General features: G+C 76.5%; 14 protein-coding genes. 1 reads left to right on the top strand and 13 read right to left on the bottom strand.

From position 1 onward, the window contains the following. Positions 1 to 4: 4 nt before the first annotated feature. From H7K62_RS07340 to H7K62_RS07355, 4 genes are all read right to left on the bottom strand, one after another. Positions 5 to 541 (bottom strand): flavin reductase family protein, encoded by a 537-nt coding sequence (locus H7K62_RS07340; protein ID WP_186717284.1) that lies wholly within the window; start codon positions 539 to 541, stop codon positions 5 to 7. Next, positions 538 to 2,493: an AAA family ATPase gene (locus tag H7K62_RS07345; protein WP_186717285.1), complete on the bottom strand. Its 1,956-nt coding sequence runs from the start codon at positions 2,491 to 2,493 to the stop codon at positions 538 to 540. Before H7K62_RS07345 ends, H7K62_RS07340 begins: the two co-directional genes overlap by 4 nt. Before the next feature lie 105 nt (positions 2,494 to 2,598). Further along, positions 2,599 to 3,552 (bottom strand): N-acetyl-1-D-myo-inositol-2-amino-2-deoxy-alpha-D-glucopyranoside deacetylase, encoded by a 954-nt coding sequence (gene mshB / locus H7K62_RS07350; protein WP_186717527.1) that lies wholly within the window; start codon positions 3,550 to 3,552, stop codon positions 2,599 to 2,601. 428 nt (positions 3,553 to 3,980) lie between these two features. Beyond that, positions 3,981 to 4,634: a TetR family transcriptional regulator gene (locus H7K62_RS07355; RefSeq protein WP_186717286.1), complete on the bottom strand. Its 654-nt coding sequence runs from the start codon at positions 4,632 to 4,634 to the stop codon at positions 3,981 to 3,983. Between the two features lie 79 nt (positions 4,635 to 4,713). On the opposite strand from H7K62_RS07355, the gene H7K62_RS07360 reads away from it, so the two are divergent. Next, the gene (locus H7K62_RS07360; protein WP_186717287.1) at positions 4,714 to 5,262 is read left to right on the top strand and encodes an anthrone oxygenase family protein; all 549 of its coding nucleotides are present in this window, start codon (positions 4,714 to 4,716) and stop codon (positions 5,260 to 5,262) included. A gap of 33 nt (positions 5,263 to 5,295) precedes the next feature. Here H7K62_RS07360 and typA read toward each other — a convergent pair whose 3' ends face one another. The 9 genes from typA to H7K62_RS07405 all read right to left on the bottom strand — a co-directional run bounded on the left by typA (position 5,296) and on the right by H7K62_RS07405 (position 16,513). Then, positions 5,296 to 7,200 (bottom strand): translational GTPase TypA, encoded by a 1,905-nt coding sequence (gene typA / locus H7K62_RS07365; protein ID WP_186717288.1) that lies wholly within the window; start codon positions 7,198 to 7,200, stop codon positions 5,296 to 5,298. 35 nt (positions 7,201 to 7,235) lie between these two features. Next, entirely contained in the window at positions 7,236 to 10,043 is a 2,808-nt protein-coding gene (locus tag H7K62_RS23630) for a putative bifunctional diguanylate cyclase/phosphodiesterase (protein WP_186717289.1), read from the bottom strand. A gap of 84 nt (positions 10,044 to 10,127) precedes the next feature. Beyond that, positions 10,128 to 11,156 (bottom strand): aldo/keto reductase, encoded by a 1,029-nt coding sequence (locus H7K62_RS07375; protein ID WP_186717290.1) that lies wholly within the window; start codon positions 11,154 to 11,156, stop codon positions 10,128 to 10,130. Beyond that, positions 11,153 to 11,968, bottom strand: a complete 816-nt coding sequence (locus tag H7K62_RS07380) for an SDR family NAD(P)-dependent oxidoreductase (protein WP_186717291.1) — start codon at positions 11,966 to 11,968, stop codon at positions 11,153 to 11,155. The genes H7K62_RS07375 and H7K62_RS07380 overlap by 4 nt, the downstream gene beginning before the upstream one ends. Continuing rightward, positions 11,965 to 12,852, bottom strand: coding sequence for a fumarylacetoacetate hydrolase family protein (locus tag H7K62_RS07385; RefSeq protein WP_186717292.1), 888 nt, complete (start codon positions 12,850 to 12,852; stop codon positions 11,965 to 11,967). The genes H7K62_RS07380 and H7K62_RS07385 overlap by 4 nt, the downstream gene beginning before the upstream one ends. 79 nt (positions 12,853 to 12,931) lie before the next feature. Further along, positions 12,932 to 14,020 carry a PfkB family carbohydrate kinase gene (locus tag H7K62_RS07390; RefSeq protein WP_222437222.1) on the bottom strand — a complete coding sequence of 363 codons (1,089 nt, stop codon included), beginning with the start codon at positions 14,018 to 14,020 and terminating at the stop codon, positions 12,932 to 12,934. Then, positions 14,017 to 14,724: a bifunctional 4-hydroxy-2-oxoglutarate aldolase/2-dehydro-3-deoxy-phosphogluconate aldolase gene (locus tag H7K62_RS07395; protein WP_186717293.1), complete on the bottom strand. Its 708-nt coding sequence runs from the start codon at positions 14,722 to 14,724 to the stop codon at positions 14,017 to 14,019. Before H7K62_RS07395 ends, H7K62_RS07390 begins: the two co-directional genes overlap by 4 nt. Next, the gene (locus H7K62_RS07400) at positions 14,721 to 15,491 is read right to left on the bottom strand and encodes an SDR family oxidoreductase (protein ID WP_186717294.1); all 771 of its coding nucleotides are present in this window, start codon (positions 15,489 to 15,491) and stop codon (positions 14,721 to 14,723) included. Before H7K62_RS07400 ends, H7K62_RS07395 begins: the two co-directional genes overlap by 4 nt. Beyond that, on the bottom strand, positions 15,488 to 16,513 hold the full coding sequence (locus H7K62_RS07405; protein WP_186717295.1) for a zinc-dependent alcohol dehydrogenase: 1,026 nt from the start codon (positions 16,511 to 16,513) through the stop codon (positions 15,488 to 15,490). Before H7K62_RS07405 ends, H7K62_RS07400 begins: the two co-directional genes overlap by 4 nt. Positions 16,514 to 16,523 lie beyond the last annotated feature (10 nt).

Genomic DNA, 16,523 nt, shown 5'->3' on the forward strand with positions numbered 1-16,523 from the left:
ACGTTCAGGCCAGCCCGTGGTAGGAACGCCGGAACCTGACCAGGGGCGCGTCCGCCGCCCCGCCCGCCGGCGCGGCGAGGCCGACCACGAGGCCCACCACCACGGCGTGGTCCCCGGCGGGGTGCACGGCCGTGGTGCGGCACTCGAACGCCTCCAGCGCGCCCTCCAGGAGCGGGGCGCCGGTCACGGGGCCGGGCCGGTGCGGCACCCGGTCCAGCTGCCCGACGGCGGGCCGCCCCGGCGTCGCGAGCCACCCGGCCGTCGCGCGCGCACCGGCGGGCAGCAGCGACAGGCCCCACGTGCCGGCCCCCTCCACGGCGTCGAGGAAGCGCGCGTCCTCGTGCACGCACACCAGCAGCAGCGGGGGCTCCCGGCTGACCCACGTGCACGAGGTGACGGTGATGGCGTGGTCCAGGCCGCGCCAGCGGGTGCTGGCGACGGCGACCCCGGCCGCGAAGCCCTCGAACGCCGCCGCGGCGGCGTCCGGGTCGACGTGCTGGCCGTCGGGCTGGCCGTCAGGCTGGTGGGGGTCCTCGCTCACGCGCCCACGGTAGGAGCGGCAGGTGCGGTCTCCGGCAGCACCACCGCTGCCGTGACCGGCGGCGGCGCGCTGACCCCCGGCACCACCACGGCCGGGCCGGCGGCGGCGAGCACGTCGGTGATCTCGTGGCCGATGAGCTCGTGGCGCTCGAGCAGGGCGTCGCGCAGGGCGGCCACGAGGTGGGTGTTGGCCCCGAGCAGGGCGCGGACGGACTCGCGCTGGGCGCCGAGCAGCTCCTCCAGCTGCCCGCGGGCGCTGGCGTCGCCCAGCACGCGGCCCACGAGACCCTCCCCCACCGGCGAGGCCTCGGCGGCCGCGAACGACACCAGCGAGCCGGCCATGCCGGCCGAGCCGACCATCTGCGCGCCGATGCGGGTGGCGTAGGCGAGGTCGGAGCTGGGTCCGGTGGACACGTCGCCGAAGGCGAGCTCCTCGGCGACCTGGCCGCCGAAGGCGATCTGCACCAGCGCGACGAGCTCGCTGCGCGAGCGGGTCCAGACCTCCTCGGCGTCACCGTGGGCGAGCAGGCCCAGCGCGCCGGCGCGCTTGATGATGGTGAGCACCTCCAGCCGGCGCTGCGGCGCCACGAGGTGGGCGACCACGGCGTGACCGGCCTCGTGGGTGGCGATGAGCCGCGCCTCGCGGGCGGTGTAGCCCACCGGGGACCCCAGACCCACGGAGGTCACCAGGCGGGCGTGCTCGACGTCCTTCCAGCTCATGGCGGACGCCCCGCGGCGCACGGCGTTGACCAGGGCCTCGTCGAGGAGGTTCTCGATCATCACCGGGGTGGACCCGGCGGTGATGCCGGCGAGGGCGTCGCGGCGCTCGTCGTCGTCGAGCTCGGCCTCGTGGGCCTTGCGGGACAGGAAGTGGTCGAGCACCTCGCGGCGGCCCCGCTGGTCGGGCGCGTCGAAGGTGAGGCGGCGGTCGAAGCGGCCCGGGCGCAGGAGCGCGGGGTCGAGGGAGTCGGCGCGGTTGGTGGCGGCGATGAGCAGGACGTCGACGGGCTCGACCTTCGGGCGCGGCAGCTGGCGGTGCGCCGGGAGCAGCAGGTTCACGGCGTCGACCAGGCGGCCGAGCATCTGCTGGGCGCCGGTGGGCTCGTCGAAGGACTGCATCTGCACGAGCAGCTCGTTGACCACACCGCCGACGCCCTCGGCGTTCATGGCGGAGACCACCCGTCCGTGGTCGTGGGCGGCCGCCACCCGGGCCGTCTGGAGCGGCAGTCCCTCGAGCCCGCCGCAGCAGGTGACGCTGCTGGCGGGGCTGCTCGCCGACGGGGCGGGCGCCATCGGCATGCCGTGGCGGACGGTGGCGATGGCGTCGATCTCCTCGATGAAGCCGATCGCCCCGCCCTCGGCGCGCGCGGCCTTGCGCAGCGCCCGGAAGTAGGAGCGGATCTTGCGGGCCGTCGCGCCGTAGTACATCGACTGGAAGCTGGTGCCGGACACGTAGAGGAAGGGGACGCCCGCCTCGCGCGCCATGGCCTTGGCCATGTGCGTCTTGCCGGTGCCGGGAGGGCCTTCGAAGAGGAGGCCGCGGCGCGGCGTGCCGCCCATCTCGCGGCGGAAGGTGCGTCCGGCCAGGAACAGGTCCAGCGAGCGCTGCACCTCCTCCTTGACCGGGCCGAGGCCCTTGACGTCGTCCATCGAGACGTCGATCTGCTCGGGGCGGTACACGAGGTGGGGCGAGCGGCCGGAGACGACCACCTGCGCCAGCAGCACCCCGATCATGACCAGGAAGAACAGGCCGACCATGAGGTACAGCGGGTCCACCGCCGGCAGCGCGAGGTCGGCCGAGGAGACCGGGTCGCCCGTCAGCAGCCGGTACCAGAGGTAGCCGGCCACGGGCGCGAGGACGACGGCGAGGCGGAGCAGGCGCCGCTGACGGCGCCGCTCGCGGTTGCGGCCGACGTCGGCGCTGTCGCGGCGGGCACCCTGCTGTGACTCCATGCTCACTCCCCGTGTCGGCTACGGCTCATCACAGCGACAGTCCGCCACTCTCTGCAACCGAACCTCGACGCAGGGGTGGCAATCACTACCCTGCGTGACACGAGGTCACGCTGGGGGTGCGATCCCCGCGAAGAGGTCGGTCTCCAGGCCGTCGCCGCGACGGGTGTCGGGAGCGGCGGCGCCGCGCGCCAGCCGGTACGCCTCCGTGGTCCACACCGGCTGCCAGCGGTCCTGGCTGACCATGAACTCCGGCGCTCCGGCGCCCCCCTCCCCCGCGAGCCGGGTGCGGACCTGGCTGCGGTGGGCGCGCAGCGCCGCCGCCTTGGCGGACAGCTGCTCGGGGGCCTCGACCACGCAGGCGACCTCGTCGTCGTCGACCACCATGGTCGGCCACGACGAGCGGTCGCCGCCGAAGGACTCCTCCGCCACGGACGCCGGGACCACGCCCTCGTAGCACTTGGCCACCTCCCACGGCACGCCGCCGGCCACGCGCGAGGCCGAGGGGTCGGCGGCCAGCTCCACGGCGCGGCGCGCCACCGCGGCGGCCTGGACGTGGTCGGGGTGGCCGTAGCCGCCACCCGGCTCGTAGGTCACCAGCACCTGCGGTCGCACCTCCCGCAGCACGCCCGCCAGGCGCGCGGCGGCCTCGTCGAGGTCGGCGCGGGCGAAGGCCGACGGCCCGGTGTCGGGGGCGGCGACGGCGCGCATGCCCTCCCCCCACGCCATGCCGGAGTCCTCGTAGCGCACGGCCGCCGTGGCGGCGGCGTCCTCCCCCGCGAGCGGGGCGTCGTCGAGGAAGCGGTGGTCGGTGACGCCGAGGGCCTCCATCGCGGCGGCCAGCTCCAGCACGCGGTGCGCGCTCAGCGCGGCGTGGTCCCCCTCCAGGTGCGCGAGCTCGGGCTCCACCACCTCCCCGCGCTCCCCGCGGGTGCAGGTGACGAGCGTGACGCCGGCACCGGCGCTGGCGTAGCGGGCCATGGTGGCGCCGTTGCCGATGGTCTCGTCGTCGGGGTGCGCGTGGACCAGCAGCAGGCGCCGCGGGACGTCGAGGGACTCCATCGCCGCCAGCTCCTCCGGCTCGAAGGCGCGCTCGGCGACGTCGTCGACGACGTCGGCCAGCTGCCCCAGCACGTCGTCGGCGGGGCGCGTGGTGGCCTGCGGGGAGGAACCGGGCTCGGGCGCGTCGGGCGTCGTCGTCACAGCCCGCCACGCTAGCCACCCGGCCCCGGACCCGCGCTCCGCGGCGACCCACCGGCCCAGCCACGCCCCCCTCGTCGGTGACGATCACGCACCTGCGCGCCACCAGGCCCTGGGTCCTGGCCAGACCGTGGCCGTCTCCGCGATCTCGCGCCCCTTCCGGCGAGCTCCTGCCCCATCCCGCGAGCTCGCGCCCCATCGGGGCGGTCGATGGGGCGGAAGCCCGGGTGATGGGGCGCAAGCCCGGGTGGGCGCAAGCGCGGGTGGAGGCCCGGGTGCCTCCTGCGGGGTCAGGCGAGCACGGCGGCCGCGAAGAGCCGCTCGAGCACCGCGCCGTAGGCGGCCGGGCTCCACCCCCGCCGCACCACCAGCTGGTCCCACAGCTGGACGCCGTTCAGCGCCCACAGGGCGTCGCGCACCGCGTCGAGGTCGAGGTCGGGCCGGGTCTGCCCCGTCCCGACCAGGTGCCGCGCCAGACCCGTCATGCCCACCAGCCGCTCTCCGTCCGCCTTGGCGAGCAGCGCCGCGGCGCCAGGGTCGCCGGTGGCGCGCAGCGCCAGCAGCAGCAGCGGCGCGGTGCGCTCCTGGACCGCGACGGCGACGGCGGTGTAGCCGTGCAGCACCTCGCGGGCGTCGGTGAGGGGCCGCAGCGCCTGGAGGGCCTCGCGCTCGGCGAGGGCGACGGGCTCGTCGTCACCACCGACAGCGACGTCGAGCAGGGTCGACAGCAGCGCCGCCCGGCCGCCGACCGCCTTGTAGACGAGCTCCACCGAGACCTCCGCGGCAGCGGCCACCCTCGCCACGGAGAACTCCGCGAACCCCTCGGCCAGCAGCAGGTCACGGGCGGCGCCCAGCACGCGGGCGCGGTTCTGCGCGGCGCGCGCCCGGCGGCCGCTGGCGTCGTACGCGCGCCGCGCCTTGACCTCACCCACGTTCGGTTCCACACTCCTGTATCGAATACAGGCAACTGGATCTGAACTGTTGCCTGGCGACGGAGTCTCACACCCCCGCTGGAGGCACCCCGTGAGCGCACCCGCAGCCGTCCCCTGCCGCACCGGGCTGACGGTCCTCGCCACCGCCGCCACCGGGCTCGTGGCGGGGGTCCACCTCAGCGGCCTGCCGCTGGCGGAAGCGCTGCGCACCCTCGGCCCGGCGGACTACACCACCACCAAGCGAGCGCTCGACGTCAGCTACCCGAAGCTCATGAAGCCCCTGCTGCTCGCCTCGCTGGCCCTGCTCGCCGCGTCCCTGGCCGCCCAGGCCCTGGCGGAGCGCCGCGGGACGGCGGCGAGCAGCGGTGTCGCGCTGGCCGCCGGCGTCGTCGTCCTCGTCGCGGTCCTGCGCGGAGACCTGCCGCTCAACGAGCAGGTGGCCGGGTGGGACCCGCTCGCGCCGCCCGCCGGGTGGGAGGCGGTGCGGGCGGACTGGGAGCGGTGGTTCGCGGTCCGGACGACCGCCAGCGGCGTCGCGTTCACCGCGGCCCTGGCCGCGCTGGTGACCGCGGTCCCCGCAGCGGGGCGCCCCTCGACCCCGCGAGGGCGGAGGACAGGGCCAGGAACAGCGCGTTCCTGACCCTGTCCTCCGCCCTCGCGGTGCGGCTGCGCCTCAGCGGCGGGCGCGGGCGACCTTGCTGCGCTCGGTCTGGTCCAGGACCACCTTGCGGATGCGGACGGCGTCGTGGGTGACCTCGACGCACTCGTCCTCGCGGCAGAACTCCAGGCTCTGCTCCAGCGACAGCTTGCGGGCCGGCACGAGGCGCTCCAGCTCGTCCGCGTTGGAGCGGACGTTGGTCATCTTCTTCTCCTTGGTGATGTTGACGTCCATGTCGTCAGAGCGGGAGTTCTCCCCCACCACCATGCCCTCGTAGACCTCCGTGGAGGGCTCCACGAACAGCGTGCCGCGCTCCTGCAGCGAGGTCATCGCGTAGGAGGTGGCGGCGCCGGCGCGGTCGGCCACCATCGAGCCGGACGGGCGCGTGCGCAGCTCGCCGAACCACGGCTCGTACTTCTCGAAGGTCGCGTGGGCGATGCCGGTGCCGCGGGTCTCGGTGAGGAACTCCGTGCGGAAGCCGATGAGCCCGCGCGAGGGCACGAGGAACTCCATGCGCACCCAGCCGGTGCCGTGGTTGGTCATCTGCTCCATGCGGCCCTTGCGGACGGCGAGCAGCTGCGTGACGGCGCCGAGGTAGTCCTGCGGGACGTCGATGGTGAGGCGCTCGACGGGCTCGTGGACCTTGCCGCCGATCTCCTTGGTGACCACCTGCGGCTTGCCGACGGTGAGCTCGAAGTTCTCGCGGCGCATCTGCTCCACGAGGATGGCCAGCGCCAGCTCGCCGCGGCCCTGCACCTCCCACGCGTCGGGGCGCTCAGTGGGCAGCACGCGCATGGACACGTTGCCGACCAGCTCGCGGTCGAGGCGGTCCTTGACCAGGCGCGCGGTGACCTTGGCGCCCTTGACCTTGCCGGCGGTGGGCGCGGTGTTGGTGCCGATGGTCATGGAGATGGCGGGCTCGTCCACCGTGATGAGCGGCAGCGGGAGGGGGTTCTCGGCGTCCGCGAGGGTCTCACCGATGGTGATCTCGGGGATGCCGGCGACGGCGCAGATGTCGCCGGGGCCCGCGGAGTCGGCGGGCTTGCGCTCGAGCGCCTCGGTCATGAGCAGCTCGGTGAGCTTGACGCGCTGCTGCGTGCCGTCGGCGCGGCACCACATGACGGAGTCGCCCTTGTGGAGCTCGCCCTCGTGGATGCGGCACAGGGCGATGCGGCCCAGGAACGGGGAGGCGTCGAGGTTGGTGACGTGCGCCTGCAGCGGCGCGCCCGGCGTGTAGGAGGGCGCGGGCACCGTCTCGAGGATGGTGCGGAACAGCGGCTCGAGGTTGTCCTCGTCGGGCATGCCGCCGTCGGCGGGCTGGTTCAGCGAGGCCCGTCCGGCGCGCGCGGACGCGTAGACCACCGGGAAGTCGAGCAGGTCGTCGGCGTCGGGCATGTCGCCGGCGAGGTCGAGGAAGAGGTCACCGGTCTCCTCGACGACCTCGGAGATGCGCGCGTCGGGGCGGTCGACCTTGTTCACCACGAGGATCACGGGCAGCTTCGCGGCCAGCGCCTTGCGCAGCACGAAGCGCGTCTGGGGCAGCGGGCCCTCGCTGGCGTCCACGAGCAGGGCGATGGCGTCGACCATCGACAGGCCGCGCTCCACCTCGCCGCCGAAGTCGGCGTGGCCCGGGGTGTCGATGATGTTGATGGTCACGCCCTCGGGAGCGCCCACCGCCGCCGCCGACGGGCCGGTGTACCGGACCGCCGTGTTCTTGGCGAGGATGGTGATGCCCTTCTCGCGCTCCAGGTCGCCGGAGTCCATGACGCGGTCGTCCACGTGCTGGTGGTCGCCGAAGGCGCCGGACTGCTTGAGCATCGCGTCGACCAGGGTGGTCTTGCCGTGGTCGACGTGGGCGACGATCGCGATGTTGCGCAGGTCGGCGCGGGTCGCGGTCTTGCTGGAGGTGCCAGCGGACATGGGTGTGCACTCGATCCGTCGTGGGGTGGAGGCCCTCAGCGTACCGGCGCGCGGACCTCCACCCGGCTGTCGCGCAGCAGCGGCAGCCGGTGCTCGAGCTCGTCCGCGGCCAGCGCGGGGGCGAAGTGCCACCCCTGGCCGCCGGTGCAGCCGGCCCGCACGGCGCGCGCCGCCTGCTCCGCGGTCTCCACCCCCTCGGCCACCACCTCCAGCCCGAAGGCGGCGCCCGCGCGGGCCATGAGCTCCAGCAGCGCCGCGTCCGCGGCGGCCTCGGCCACCACGAAGCCGCGGCCCACCTTGAGCTGGTCGGCGGGGGTGGTCGCGAGCGCGGAGATCGACGTGAAGCCGGTGCCGAAGTCGTCGATGGCCACCCGCACCCCGTGCGCGCGCAGCGCCCGGAGGTTGGCGGTGGCGCGCGGGTCGTCCACGAGCACCGTCTCGGTGATCTCCAGCAGCAGCCTCTCGGGTGCGAGCCCGGAGGTGGCGAGCGCCTCCAGCACGTCGGTGACGACGCGCGGGTCGGCGAGGTGGCGGCCCGAGACGTTCACCGAGACGGACGGCACGTCGCGTCCCCGCACCCTCCAGCGGACCAGCTGCAGCGCGGCCTCGGCCAGCACGAAGCAGCCGAGGTCGCGCACCAGCGAGCTGCGCTCGGCCACGGCGATGAACTGAGCCGGGTCCACCGGCCCGTGACCGGGCCGGTCCCAGCGCAGCAGCGCCTCCACGCCGAGCAGCCGCCCGTCGCCGTCGTCCTGGGCCCCCAGGGGCACCACCGGCTGGTAGACGACCCGCAGCTGCCCCAGCGCCAGGGCGGTGCGCAGGGCGTGCTCGTCCTGCGCGGCGCCGGTCAGCTGGGCGCGCAGCCGGTCGTCGAAGAGCTCCACGCGGCCGCGCCCGGCGGCCTTGGCCCGGTAGGCGGCGGTGTCCGCCTCCGCCAGCAGCGCCCGCGCCGCTCCCGCCGCGTCGAGCGCCTCGCCACCCCCGTCCTCGCCGGGGACGACGACCGCGGAGGTGGTGGCCACGCCCACGCTGGCGCCCACCACCACCCCGAAGCCGCCCAGGGCGACCGGCTCGCTGACCGCGCGCACCAGCCGGCCGGCGCGCCGGACCAGGGCCTCGGCGTCCGGGGAGTCCGGCACCACCACCACGAACTCGTCACCGCCCAGTCGTCCCACCACGTCGCCCGCGCGCACCGCCTCCCGCAGCCGCGCCGCGACCACCCGGAGCAGCTCGTCGCCGGCGGCGTGACCGTGCGTGTCGTTGACGGCCTTGAACCCGTCCAGGTCCACGAAGAGCAGGCCCGTGCGCCGGCCGGCGGCGCGGTCGGCCACGAGCGCCGCCTCAAGGTCGGCGAGCACGCGGGCGCGCACCGCCAGGCCGGTCAGCCCGTCGTGGTCGGCCTGGTGGCTGACCTGCTGCTGGAGCTGCTCGCGCGCCTGGGCCGAGCGCGCCACCTGGACCGTCCAGGCGTGCACGTCGCGGCCCAGCGGTCCCGGCAGCGCCGGCAGCGCCAGCGCGTCGGCGTGGCGCCCGGCCACCACCAGGCGCGCCTGGTGCTGCACGTGGCGCAGGGCGGCGACGGCGGCGGACAGCGCCAGGGAGGCGGCGCGCAGCTCACGGGGCCCCGTGGCGGGGACCTCCACCAGCTCCCCGCGGCTGATGCGGCCCGCCACCTGCGCCAGGCGCGCCGAGGAGCCCGCCAGCCAGCGGCCCACGAGCAGCGCCGAGGCGAGGCTCACCAGCAGCAGGACCGCGCAGGCCTGCACGAGGCTGCTGACGCGGCCCCGCGCGGCAGCGGCGTCGTCGGCGGCGGAGGTGGCCACCTCCTGCGCCGTGGTCGTCAGCAGGTCGGCCACCACCTGGTCGCGGGCGGCGCTGGCGAGGGCCGCGCCTGCCACCGAGGCGGTCGGCAGCGCGTCGGCGGCACCGCCCAGCGCCTCCCGGTCCAGCAGCCCGCTGACCGCGGTGACCTGGGGGCGTGCGAGCGCGGCGTCCCACGCGGTCTGCAGCGAGGGCGTCTGGAGGACGGCCCACCGGACGCTGGTGTCCGCCGCGGCGCCGTCACCGACCAGCTCCTCGTACCCGCCCCACGCCGCCAGCCAGTCGCGGCGGTCCGAGGCCGCCGCCTCGCCGTCGGTGACGCGGGAGGCCAGGAGCAGCGGCAGCTGCCGGCTGGCGAGCTGCCCCAGGCGCAGGACCTGCTGGAGGTCGAGCAGCGCCGCGGTGGTGCGGGGGCCGAGCCCGCCGGACAGGGCCCGCCCGGTGGCCCGGCCCTGCGCGCCACCGAGGCCGTTGGAGATGCGCTGGTAGGAGGCGGCCACGCGGGCCGGGTCGGGGCGCGGGGCCGCGGTGAGCGCGCGGACCGCGGTGAGCCGGTTGGCGGTGTCCGTGGCCGTGGAGGAGACGTCCAGGGCCAGGCCCTGGCCGGTGTCGGAGGGGGACGGGAGCCGCTGCAGCCGCGCCAGGGCGCTGTCGGACGCGGCCCGCAGCTGCGCCAGGCGCACCGGCTGGGACTCGAGCAGCGCCGCGGCGGCCTCGCCGGCCAGGCCCTGCCGGGCCGCCAGGTCGGGGTCGCGCAGCACCACCAGCAGCAGGGCGGGCAGCAGCTCGGCGTCCACGCAGCGCCGCACGTCGTCGAGGGCCGCGACGGCCTCCACCTCCCGCTGCGCCTGCGCGGCGCTGCGGGCCCGGTCCACCGACCCCGCCACCGACACGCCGGCCAGGGCGGAGGCGGCGAGGACCGGCAGCAGGACGAGCACCACCAGCGCCTGCCACAGCGGACGGCCGGCGGCAGCGCGCGGCGGGGCGTCGTCCGCCCGCGGCGGTGCGTCGGCCCGGGTCACCCCTGTCACATCGACAGGGGCTGCCTCGCGCGTGAGGAGGCGGACGGGTGACCCTCCCCCGGCAGACGGGCGGCGGGTGTCCCGTCAGCCGAGGGGCGCGTCGGCCCGCAGGAGGCCGCGCTCACGCAGGTCCGTCCACAGCGGCTGCCAGCCGCCGGGGGGCTGCTCGGTGAGCAGGGCGGCGTTGCGGGCCACCTGCTCGGCGGTGCGCATCCCCAGGGTGACGTCGACGACGGCGGGGTGGGCCAGCGCGAAGGCGACCGCCGCCGCCGGCAGCGTGGTCCCGTGCTCGGCGCAGGCCGCGGCCAGCTGCCGGGCCCGGGCGATGAGGTGCGGCGGTGCCTGCTCGTAGTTCCAGTTCGCGTCGTCAGGGACCTCCTGCCGGGCCAGCAGCCCGGAGTTGAACACCCCGACGGCCACCACGGCCCTGCCGAGCTCGACGGCGGCGGGCAGCACGTCGTCCAGGGCCCCCTGCTCCAGCAGCGTGTAGCGCCCGGCCAGCATGACCACGTCGGCGTCGGTCTCGCGCAGCACGCGCGCCAGCGGCGCGGAGAAGTTCATGCCGGCGCCCACCGCGCCCACCACGCCCTGTTCGCGCAGCTCCACCAGGGCGGGGATCGCCTCGGTGAGCGCGGTCTGGAGGTGGCCGAGCTCCTCGTCGGGGTCGTGGACGTAGACCACGTCGAGCCGGTCCAGCCCGGTGCGCTCCAGGGTCTCCTCGATCGAGCGGAGCACGCCGTCGCGGGAGTAGTCGCGGACGCGGCCGACGTCGCCGGGGACGTCGAAGCCGTCGTCGTCGCGGTCCAGGGGCACCTCGCGGGGGCGCAGCAGGCGGCCGACCTTGGACGAGACGACGAGCTCGGCGCGGGGGCGCCCGCGCAGCGCCTCCCCCAGGCGCCGCTCGGACAGGCCCACCCCGTAGTGGGGGGCGGTGTCGAAGTAGCGGATGCCGGCGTCCCAGGCGGCGTCGACGGCGCCGCGGGCGGTCGCGTCGTCCACCGCCCGGAACAGGTTGCCGATGACGGCGGCGCCGAAGCCGAGGGTGGACAGGTGCACGCCGGTGGCGCGGATCTGCCGGGTGGGCAGCGGCTGGGCGGCCGGAGCTGGGGTCATGAGGTCTCCTGGACGGGCTGGCGAGGGGGCAGGACGAGGCTGTGGGCGCCGCCGTCCACCTGCAGCACGCCGCCGGTGGTGGCACCGGCCAGCGGGCTGGCGAGGTAGCAGATCGCGTGGGCCACCTGCTCGGGGGCCACGAGGCGCCCGGTGGGCTGGCGGGCCATGAGCGCCGCGCGGGCGGCGTCGGGGTCGTCGGCCTGGGAGAGCAACCGGCCCACCCACGGGGTGTCGGCGGTGCCCGGGGCGACGGCGTTGACGCGCACGCCCTCGCGCACCAGGTCGGCGGCCATCGCCTGGACCAGGGCGTGCAGCGCGCCCTTGCTGGCGTTGTAGGCGGCGCGCTGCACCAGGCCGGTCCAGCCGCCGATCGACCCGGTGCACACCACCGCGGCCGGGCTGGGCCGCCCGTCGGCGAGGGCCGCGGCGGCGCTGGCGCGCAGGTGCGGCAGGGCGGCGCGCACCAGGCGCGCGGTGCCCACCACGTTGACGTCGAGGACCCGGTGCCACTCGTCGTCGTCGACGTCCTCCACGGTGCCGACCGAGCCGATGCCGGCGTTGGAGACCACCACGTCCAGCCCGCCGAGCAGCTCCACGGCCCGCCCCACCGCGGCGCGCACGGAAGCGTCGTCGCCGACGTCGCAGCTGACCTCGGCGATACCGGTCTCGGGCTGCTCCAGCGGGCGCAGGTCGAGGGAGGCGACAGCGGCGCCGCGCTCGGCCAGGGCCCGGGCGACGGCGCGGCCGATGCCGCTGGCGCCTCCCGTGACGACGGCGCGGACGCCCGCGAACTCCGGCGAGGACTCGCTCACGCCTGCCCCATGACCGTGCGCTGGGTGCCCAGATCGGTCCCCGAGCCGGAGATGGAGCACTCCACGACGTCGCCCTCGCGCAGGTACGGCTTGGGGTCGGGGAAGCCGAGCGCGACGCCGGCGGGCGTGCCGCTGTTGATGACGTCCCCGGGGTGCAGCACCATCACCTGGCTCAGGTAGTGGACCAGCGCCGCGACGCCGAAGACCATCTGCGCGGTCGAGCCGTCCTGGCGCTGCTCGCCGTTGACGGACAGGCGCAGCCGCAGGTCCTGCGGGTCGGGCACCTCGTCGGCGGTGAGCAGCCACGGGCCGAGCGGGTTGAAGGTCTCGCAGCTCTTGCCCTTGTCCCAGGTGCCGGTGCCCTCCAGCTGGAGGTGCCGCTCGGAGACGTCGTGGCTGACGGCGTAGCCGGCCACGCAGGCGAGGGCGTCGTCCGGGGAGTCGAGGTAGCGGGCGGTCGAGCCGATGACCACGGCCAGCTCCACCTCGTAGTCGGTCTTGACCGAGCCCCGGGGCACGAGCACGGTGTCGCGGTGGCCGATGACGGTCCACGGGTCCTTCATGAACACCACCGGCTCGGGCGGGGTGTCCATGCCCGACTCGGCGGCGTGGTCGGCGTAGTTGACGCCGATGCAGACCACCTTGCCGGGGCGGGCCACCGGCGACCCGAGGCGCACCCCGCCACCGTCCACCGCGTGCTCGGGGGCCCAGCCGGGGACGGCGGGCAGGTCGGCCACGCGCCCGTCCAGGGCGGCGAGGCGCTCGGGGGCCAGGGAACCGCCGTCCCAGTCGGTGACGAGCGAGGACGCGTCGCGCAGCACGCCGTCGGCGTCGAGCACGCCGGGCACCTCCGCGCCGTGCTCTCCGAAGCGCACGAGCCTCATCGCGGCTCCCCCGGGGTGGCGCGCCCTGCGGTGGTGGTGGTCATGTCGTCGGTCCTCCGTGCGGCTGGTGGTCAGCAGGTCATCGCTGGACGTGGGCGGTGCCGCCGGCGGCCAGCGCGCGCACCTCGGCGAGCGTGGCGGCGCAGGTGTCACCGGGCGTGGTCATGGTCAGGGCCCCGGCGGCCACGCCGAGGGCCAGAGCGCCGGCGAGCCCGGCCGCGTCGAGCCGGGCCCCGGCGGCGCGGGCCGCGAGGAGGCCGTCCAGCACCCCGGCGGACAGGGCGTCCCCGCTGCCGATGCGGTCCAGCACCCCCACCCCGTCCAGGCGGGGACCGACGACGACGCCGGTGGGCGCGCTCCACGCGGCGGCGCCCCAGTCGTTGACGCCGGCGGAGACCACGCGGCGCCAGGAGCTCACCAGCAGCGGCGGGTCGGCGCCTCCGGTCAGGCGCGGCCAGCCCGCGCCGAGGTCGGCGAGGACCTCGCCCACCGCCTCGGGGGTGTCCAGCTCAGCGCGGGTCTGCTCGGCCGGAGCCAGCTGCAGGGCGCCCAGCACCACGTCGGCCAGGCCCGCCAGGTGCAGGTCCACCTCGCGGGCCGCGGCGGGTCCCCCGCGGTGGCGCCACAGGCTGGGGCGGTGGTTGACGTCGTAGGAGGTGCTCACGCCGCGGCGCCGCGCCGCGCGCAGCGCCTCCTCGGCCAGCGCCGTCGTCGTCGTGGACAGCCCCGCGAAGACGCCGCCGGTGTGCAGGTGCTCCACCCCGGCCAGGGCGGCGTCCCAGTCGACGTCGCCGGTGGCCAGGCGCGAGGCGGCGGACCCTGCCCGGTCGGAGACGCCGAGCGCGCCGCGCACCCCGAAGCCGCGCTCGACGAAGTTGAGCCCCGTCCTGCCGCCCGCCGCGGGGTCGCTCCAGACGACGCGGGAGGCGTCCACGCCACCGGCGCGGACCAGGTGCTCCACGAGGTGGCCGACCGGGTCGTCGACCAGGGCGGTGACCACCCCGGCGCGCCGCCCGAAGGTCGTGGCCAGGGCGCGGGCGGCGTTGTACTCGCCCCCTCCCTCCCAGACGGTGAACGAGCGCGCGGTGGCGATGCGACCCTCCCCCGGGTCCAGGCGCAGCATCACCTCCCCCAAGGCCAGCATCTCCACCGGAGCGGGCGTGCTCACGGGCGGGCGGCGCGGCACGCCGCGACCGCCGCGGCGACGCCCTCCACCAGGTCGTCCCAGGCGGGCACGCCCCGGCCGGTGACGTCGGCGACCAGCGCCGCCGGCACGCACCAGCTGCCCCCGACCCCGGCCACCGAGCGCAGCGCCAGGTAGGCGCCCAGCTCGGCCTCGCCGATGCCCCCGGTGGGCACGAACGCCACGTCCGGGAAGGGCCCGGCCAGCCCGGACAGCAGCGCCGTCCCCCCGACCGCACCGGCCGGGAAGAGCTTGAGCAGGCGCAGGCCGGACCGGCGGGCCAGCTGCACCTCGCTGGCCGTGGACACCCCCGGCACCGCTGGCACCCCGCGCGACCGGGCGCGCGCGACGACGTCCGGGTCGTGCCCGGGGCTGACCACGAACGCCGCGCCGGCGTCCACCACGGCGTCGACCTGGTCGGGGTCCACCACCGTCCCGGCGCCCACCACCAGCCCGGCGGTGGGGGCCATCTCGGCGAGCACCCGCAGCGCCGCCGGCGTGCGCAGCACCACCTCAGCCGCGGTCAGGCCGCCCTCGGCCAGCGCCGCGCCGAGGGCCGCGCCGTCGGTGCGCTCCCCCACGACGACGACGGGCAGCAGCGGGCAGCGCGCCAGCGCGCTGAGGAGGTCCTCGGTGCCGGGGGCCGGGCCGGCCGGGGCGGTCGTCTGCTCGGTCGTGTGCTCGGTCATCGGCCGAGCCAACCACCGTCGACCGGCAGCACCACGCCGTGGACGTACTCCGCCGCCGGACTGCACAGGTAGACCACCGCGCCCGCGATGTCGTCCGCGCGGCCCCACCGCCCCGCCGGGATGCGCTCCAGGATCGCCCTCGAACGGTCTTCGTCGTCGCGCAGCGCGGCGGTGTTGTCGGTGGCGATGTAGCCCGGAGCCACGGCGTTGACGCCCACGCCCTTGCTGCTCCACTCGTTGGCCAGGGCCTTGGTCAGCCCCGCCAGGCCGTGCTTGGCGGCGGTGTAGCCGGGGACGTTGATGCCGCCCTGGAAGCTCAGCAGCGACGCCGTGAAGACGATGCGGCCGCTGCCCCGCTCGACCATCGCGCCGCCGACGGCCTGCGCCAGCACGAACTGGGCGGACAGGTCGACCTCGAGCACGTGGTCCCAGTCGGCCAGGGAGTGCTGGGCCGCGGGAGTGCGCCGGATGGTCCCCCCGTTGGCCACGAGCAGGTCGACCCCGCGCTCGACCAGGTCGGCGCCGAGGGCCTGCACCGCGGCCCGGTCGGCCAGGTCGCACCCCAGGGAGGTGAACTGCCGCCCGGTGGCGCGCACGGCGTCAGCGACGTCGTCCCCGGGGCCCGTCGTGGACACCCCGATGACGTCCGCTCCCGCGCGGGCCAGGGCCACGGCGACCGCCGCGCCGATCCCCCGGCTGGCGCCGGTGACCGCCGCGACCCTCCCGGTCAGGTCGAACGGGGAGCCGGACGGTGGGGCCGGGCTCACGCCTGCCCTCCCTGGCAGTCGACGAGCACCTTCACCGCGCCGCCACCGGCGAGGGTCGCGAAGGCCTCGGCCACCCGCTCCAGGGGGACCACGTCGCTGATCAGCCGGGCGGCGGGCACCTCGCCGGAGGCCACCAGGCGCACCGCCTCGGTGAAGTCCGCCCGCTGGTACAGCCGCGCGCCCAGCAGCTCCAGCTCGCGCCAGAAGAAGCGGTGCAGGTCGATGCTGCGCCTCTCGGCGTGGATGCCCACCTGGCACAGCCGCCCGCGCACCGCCAGCACCGACACCGCGGTGTCCAGGCCGCCCTGGGACCCCGACACCTCGAACGCCACGTGGGCGCCGGACCCGCCGGAGCGGGCCCGCGCCAGCTCCGCCACGTCCACCTCGCGCGGGTCCACCGCGGCCAGGTCCAGCTGCTCGGCCAGCGCCCGGCGCGCCGGGTCCAGCTCCACCAGCAGCACGTCCGCGCCCACCTGCGCGGCGACCAGCGCGATGAGGATGCCCACCGGCCCCCCGCCGACGACGACGGCGCACTCCCCCGCGACCAGGCGCGAGCGGCGCACGTCGTGGACGGCGACGGCGGTCGGCTCCAAGAGGGCGGCCGTGCGCAGGTCCAGGCCCTCGGGCAGGGCGATGAGCGCGTGCTCGGGCACCGTCCAGCGCTGCGCCAGCGCGCCCGGCGAGTCGATGCCGATGAAGTCCATCGCCTCGCACACGTGCCCGTGCCCGGCGCGGCACGCCGCGCAGGTGCCGTCCGGTCGCAGCGGCACCACCGTCACGGCGTCGCCCACCGACCAGCCGGTCACGCCCTCGCCGACGGCGCTGACGCGCCCGGCGGTCTCGTGGCCGATCACCGCCGGGACGCTCACGCGGGCGTCCATGTGCCCGGCCGCGATGTGCAGGTCGGTGCCGCAGATGCCCGTGTACGCGGGAGCGACCTCCACCTCCCCCGGTCCGGGCGCGACGCGCTCGACGTCTCCGGCGGCCACCACGCCGCCACCTCGGTACTGCGCAGCCCTCATCGTCGTCGTC

Source organism: Quadrisphaera sp. RL12-1S, from assembly GCF_014270065.1.
Classification (GTDB): Bacteria; Actinomycetota; Actinomycetes; order Actinomycetales; family Quadrisphaeraceae; genus Quadrisphaera.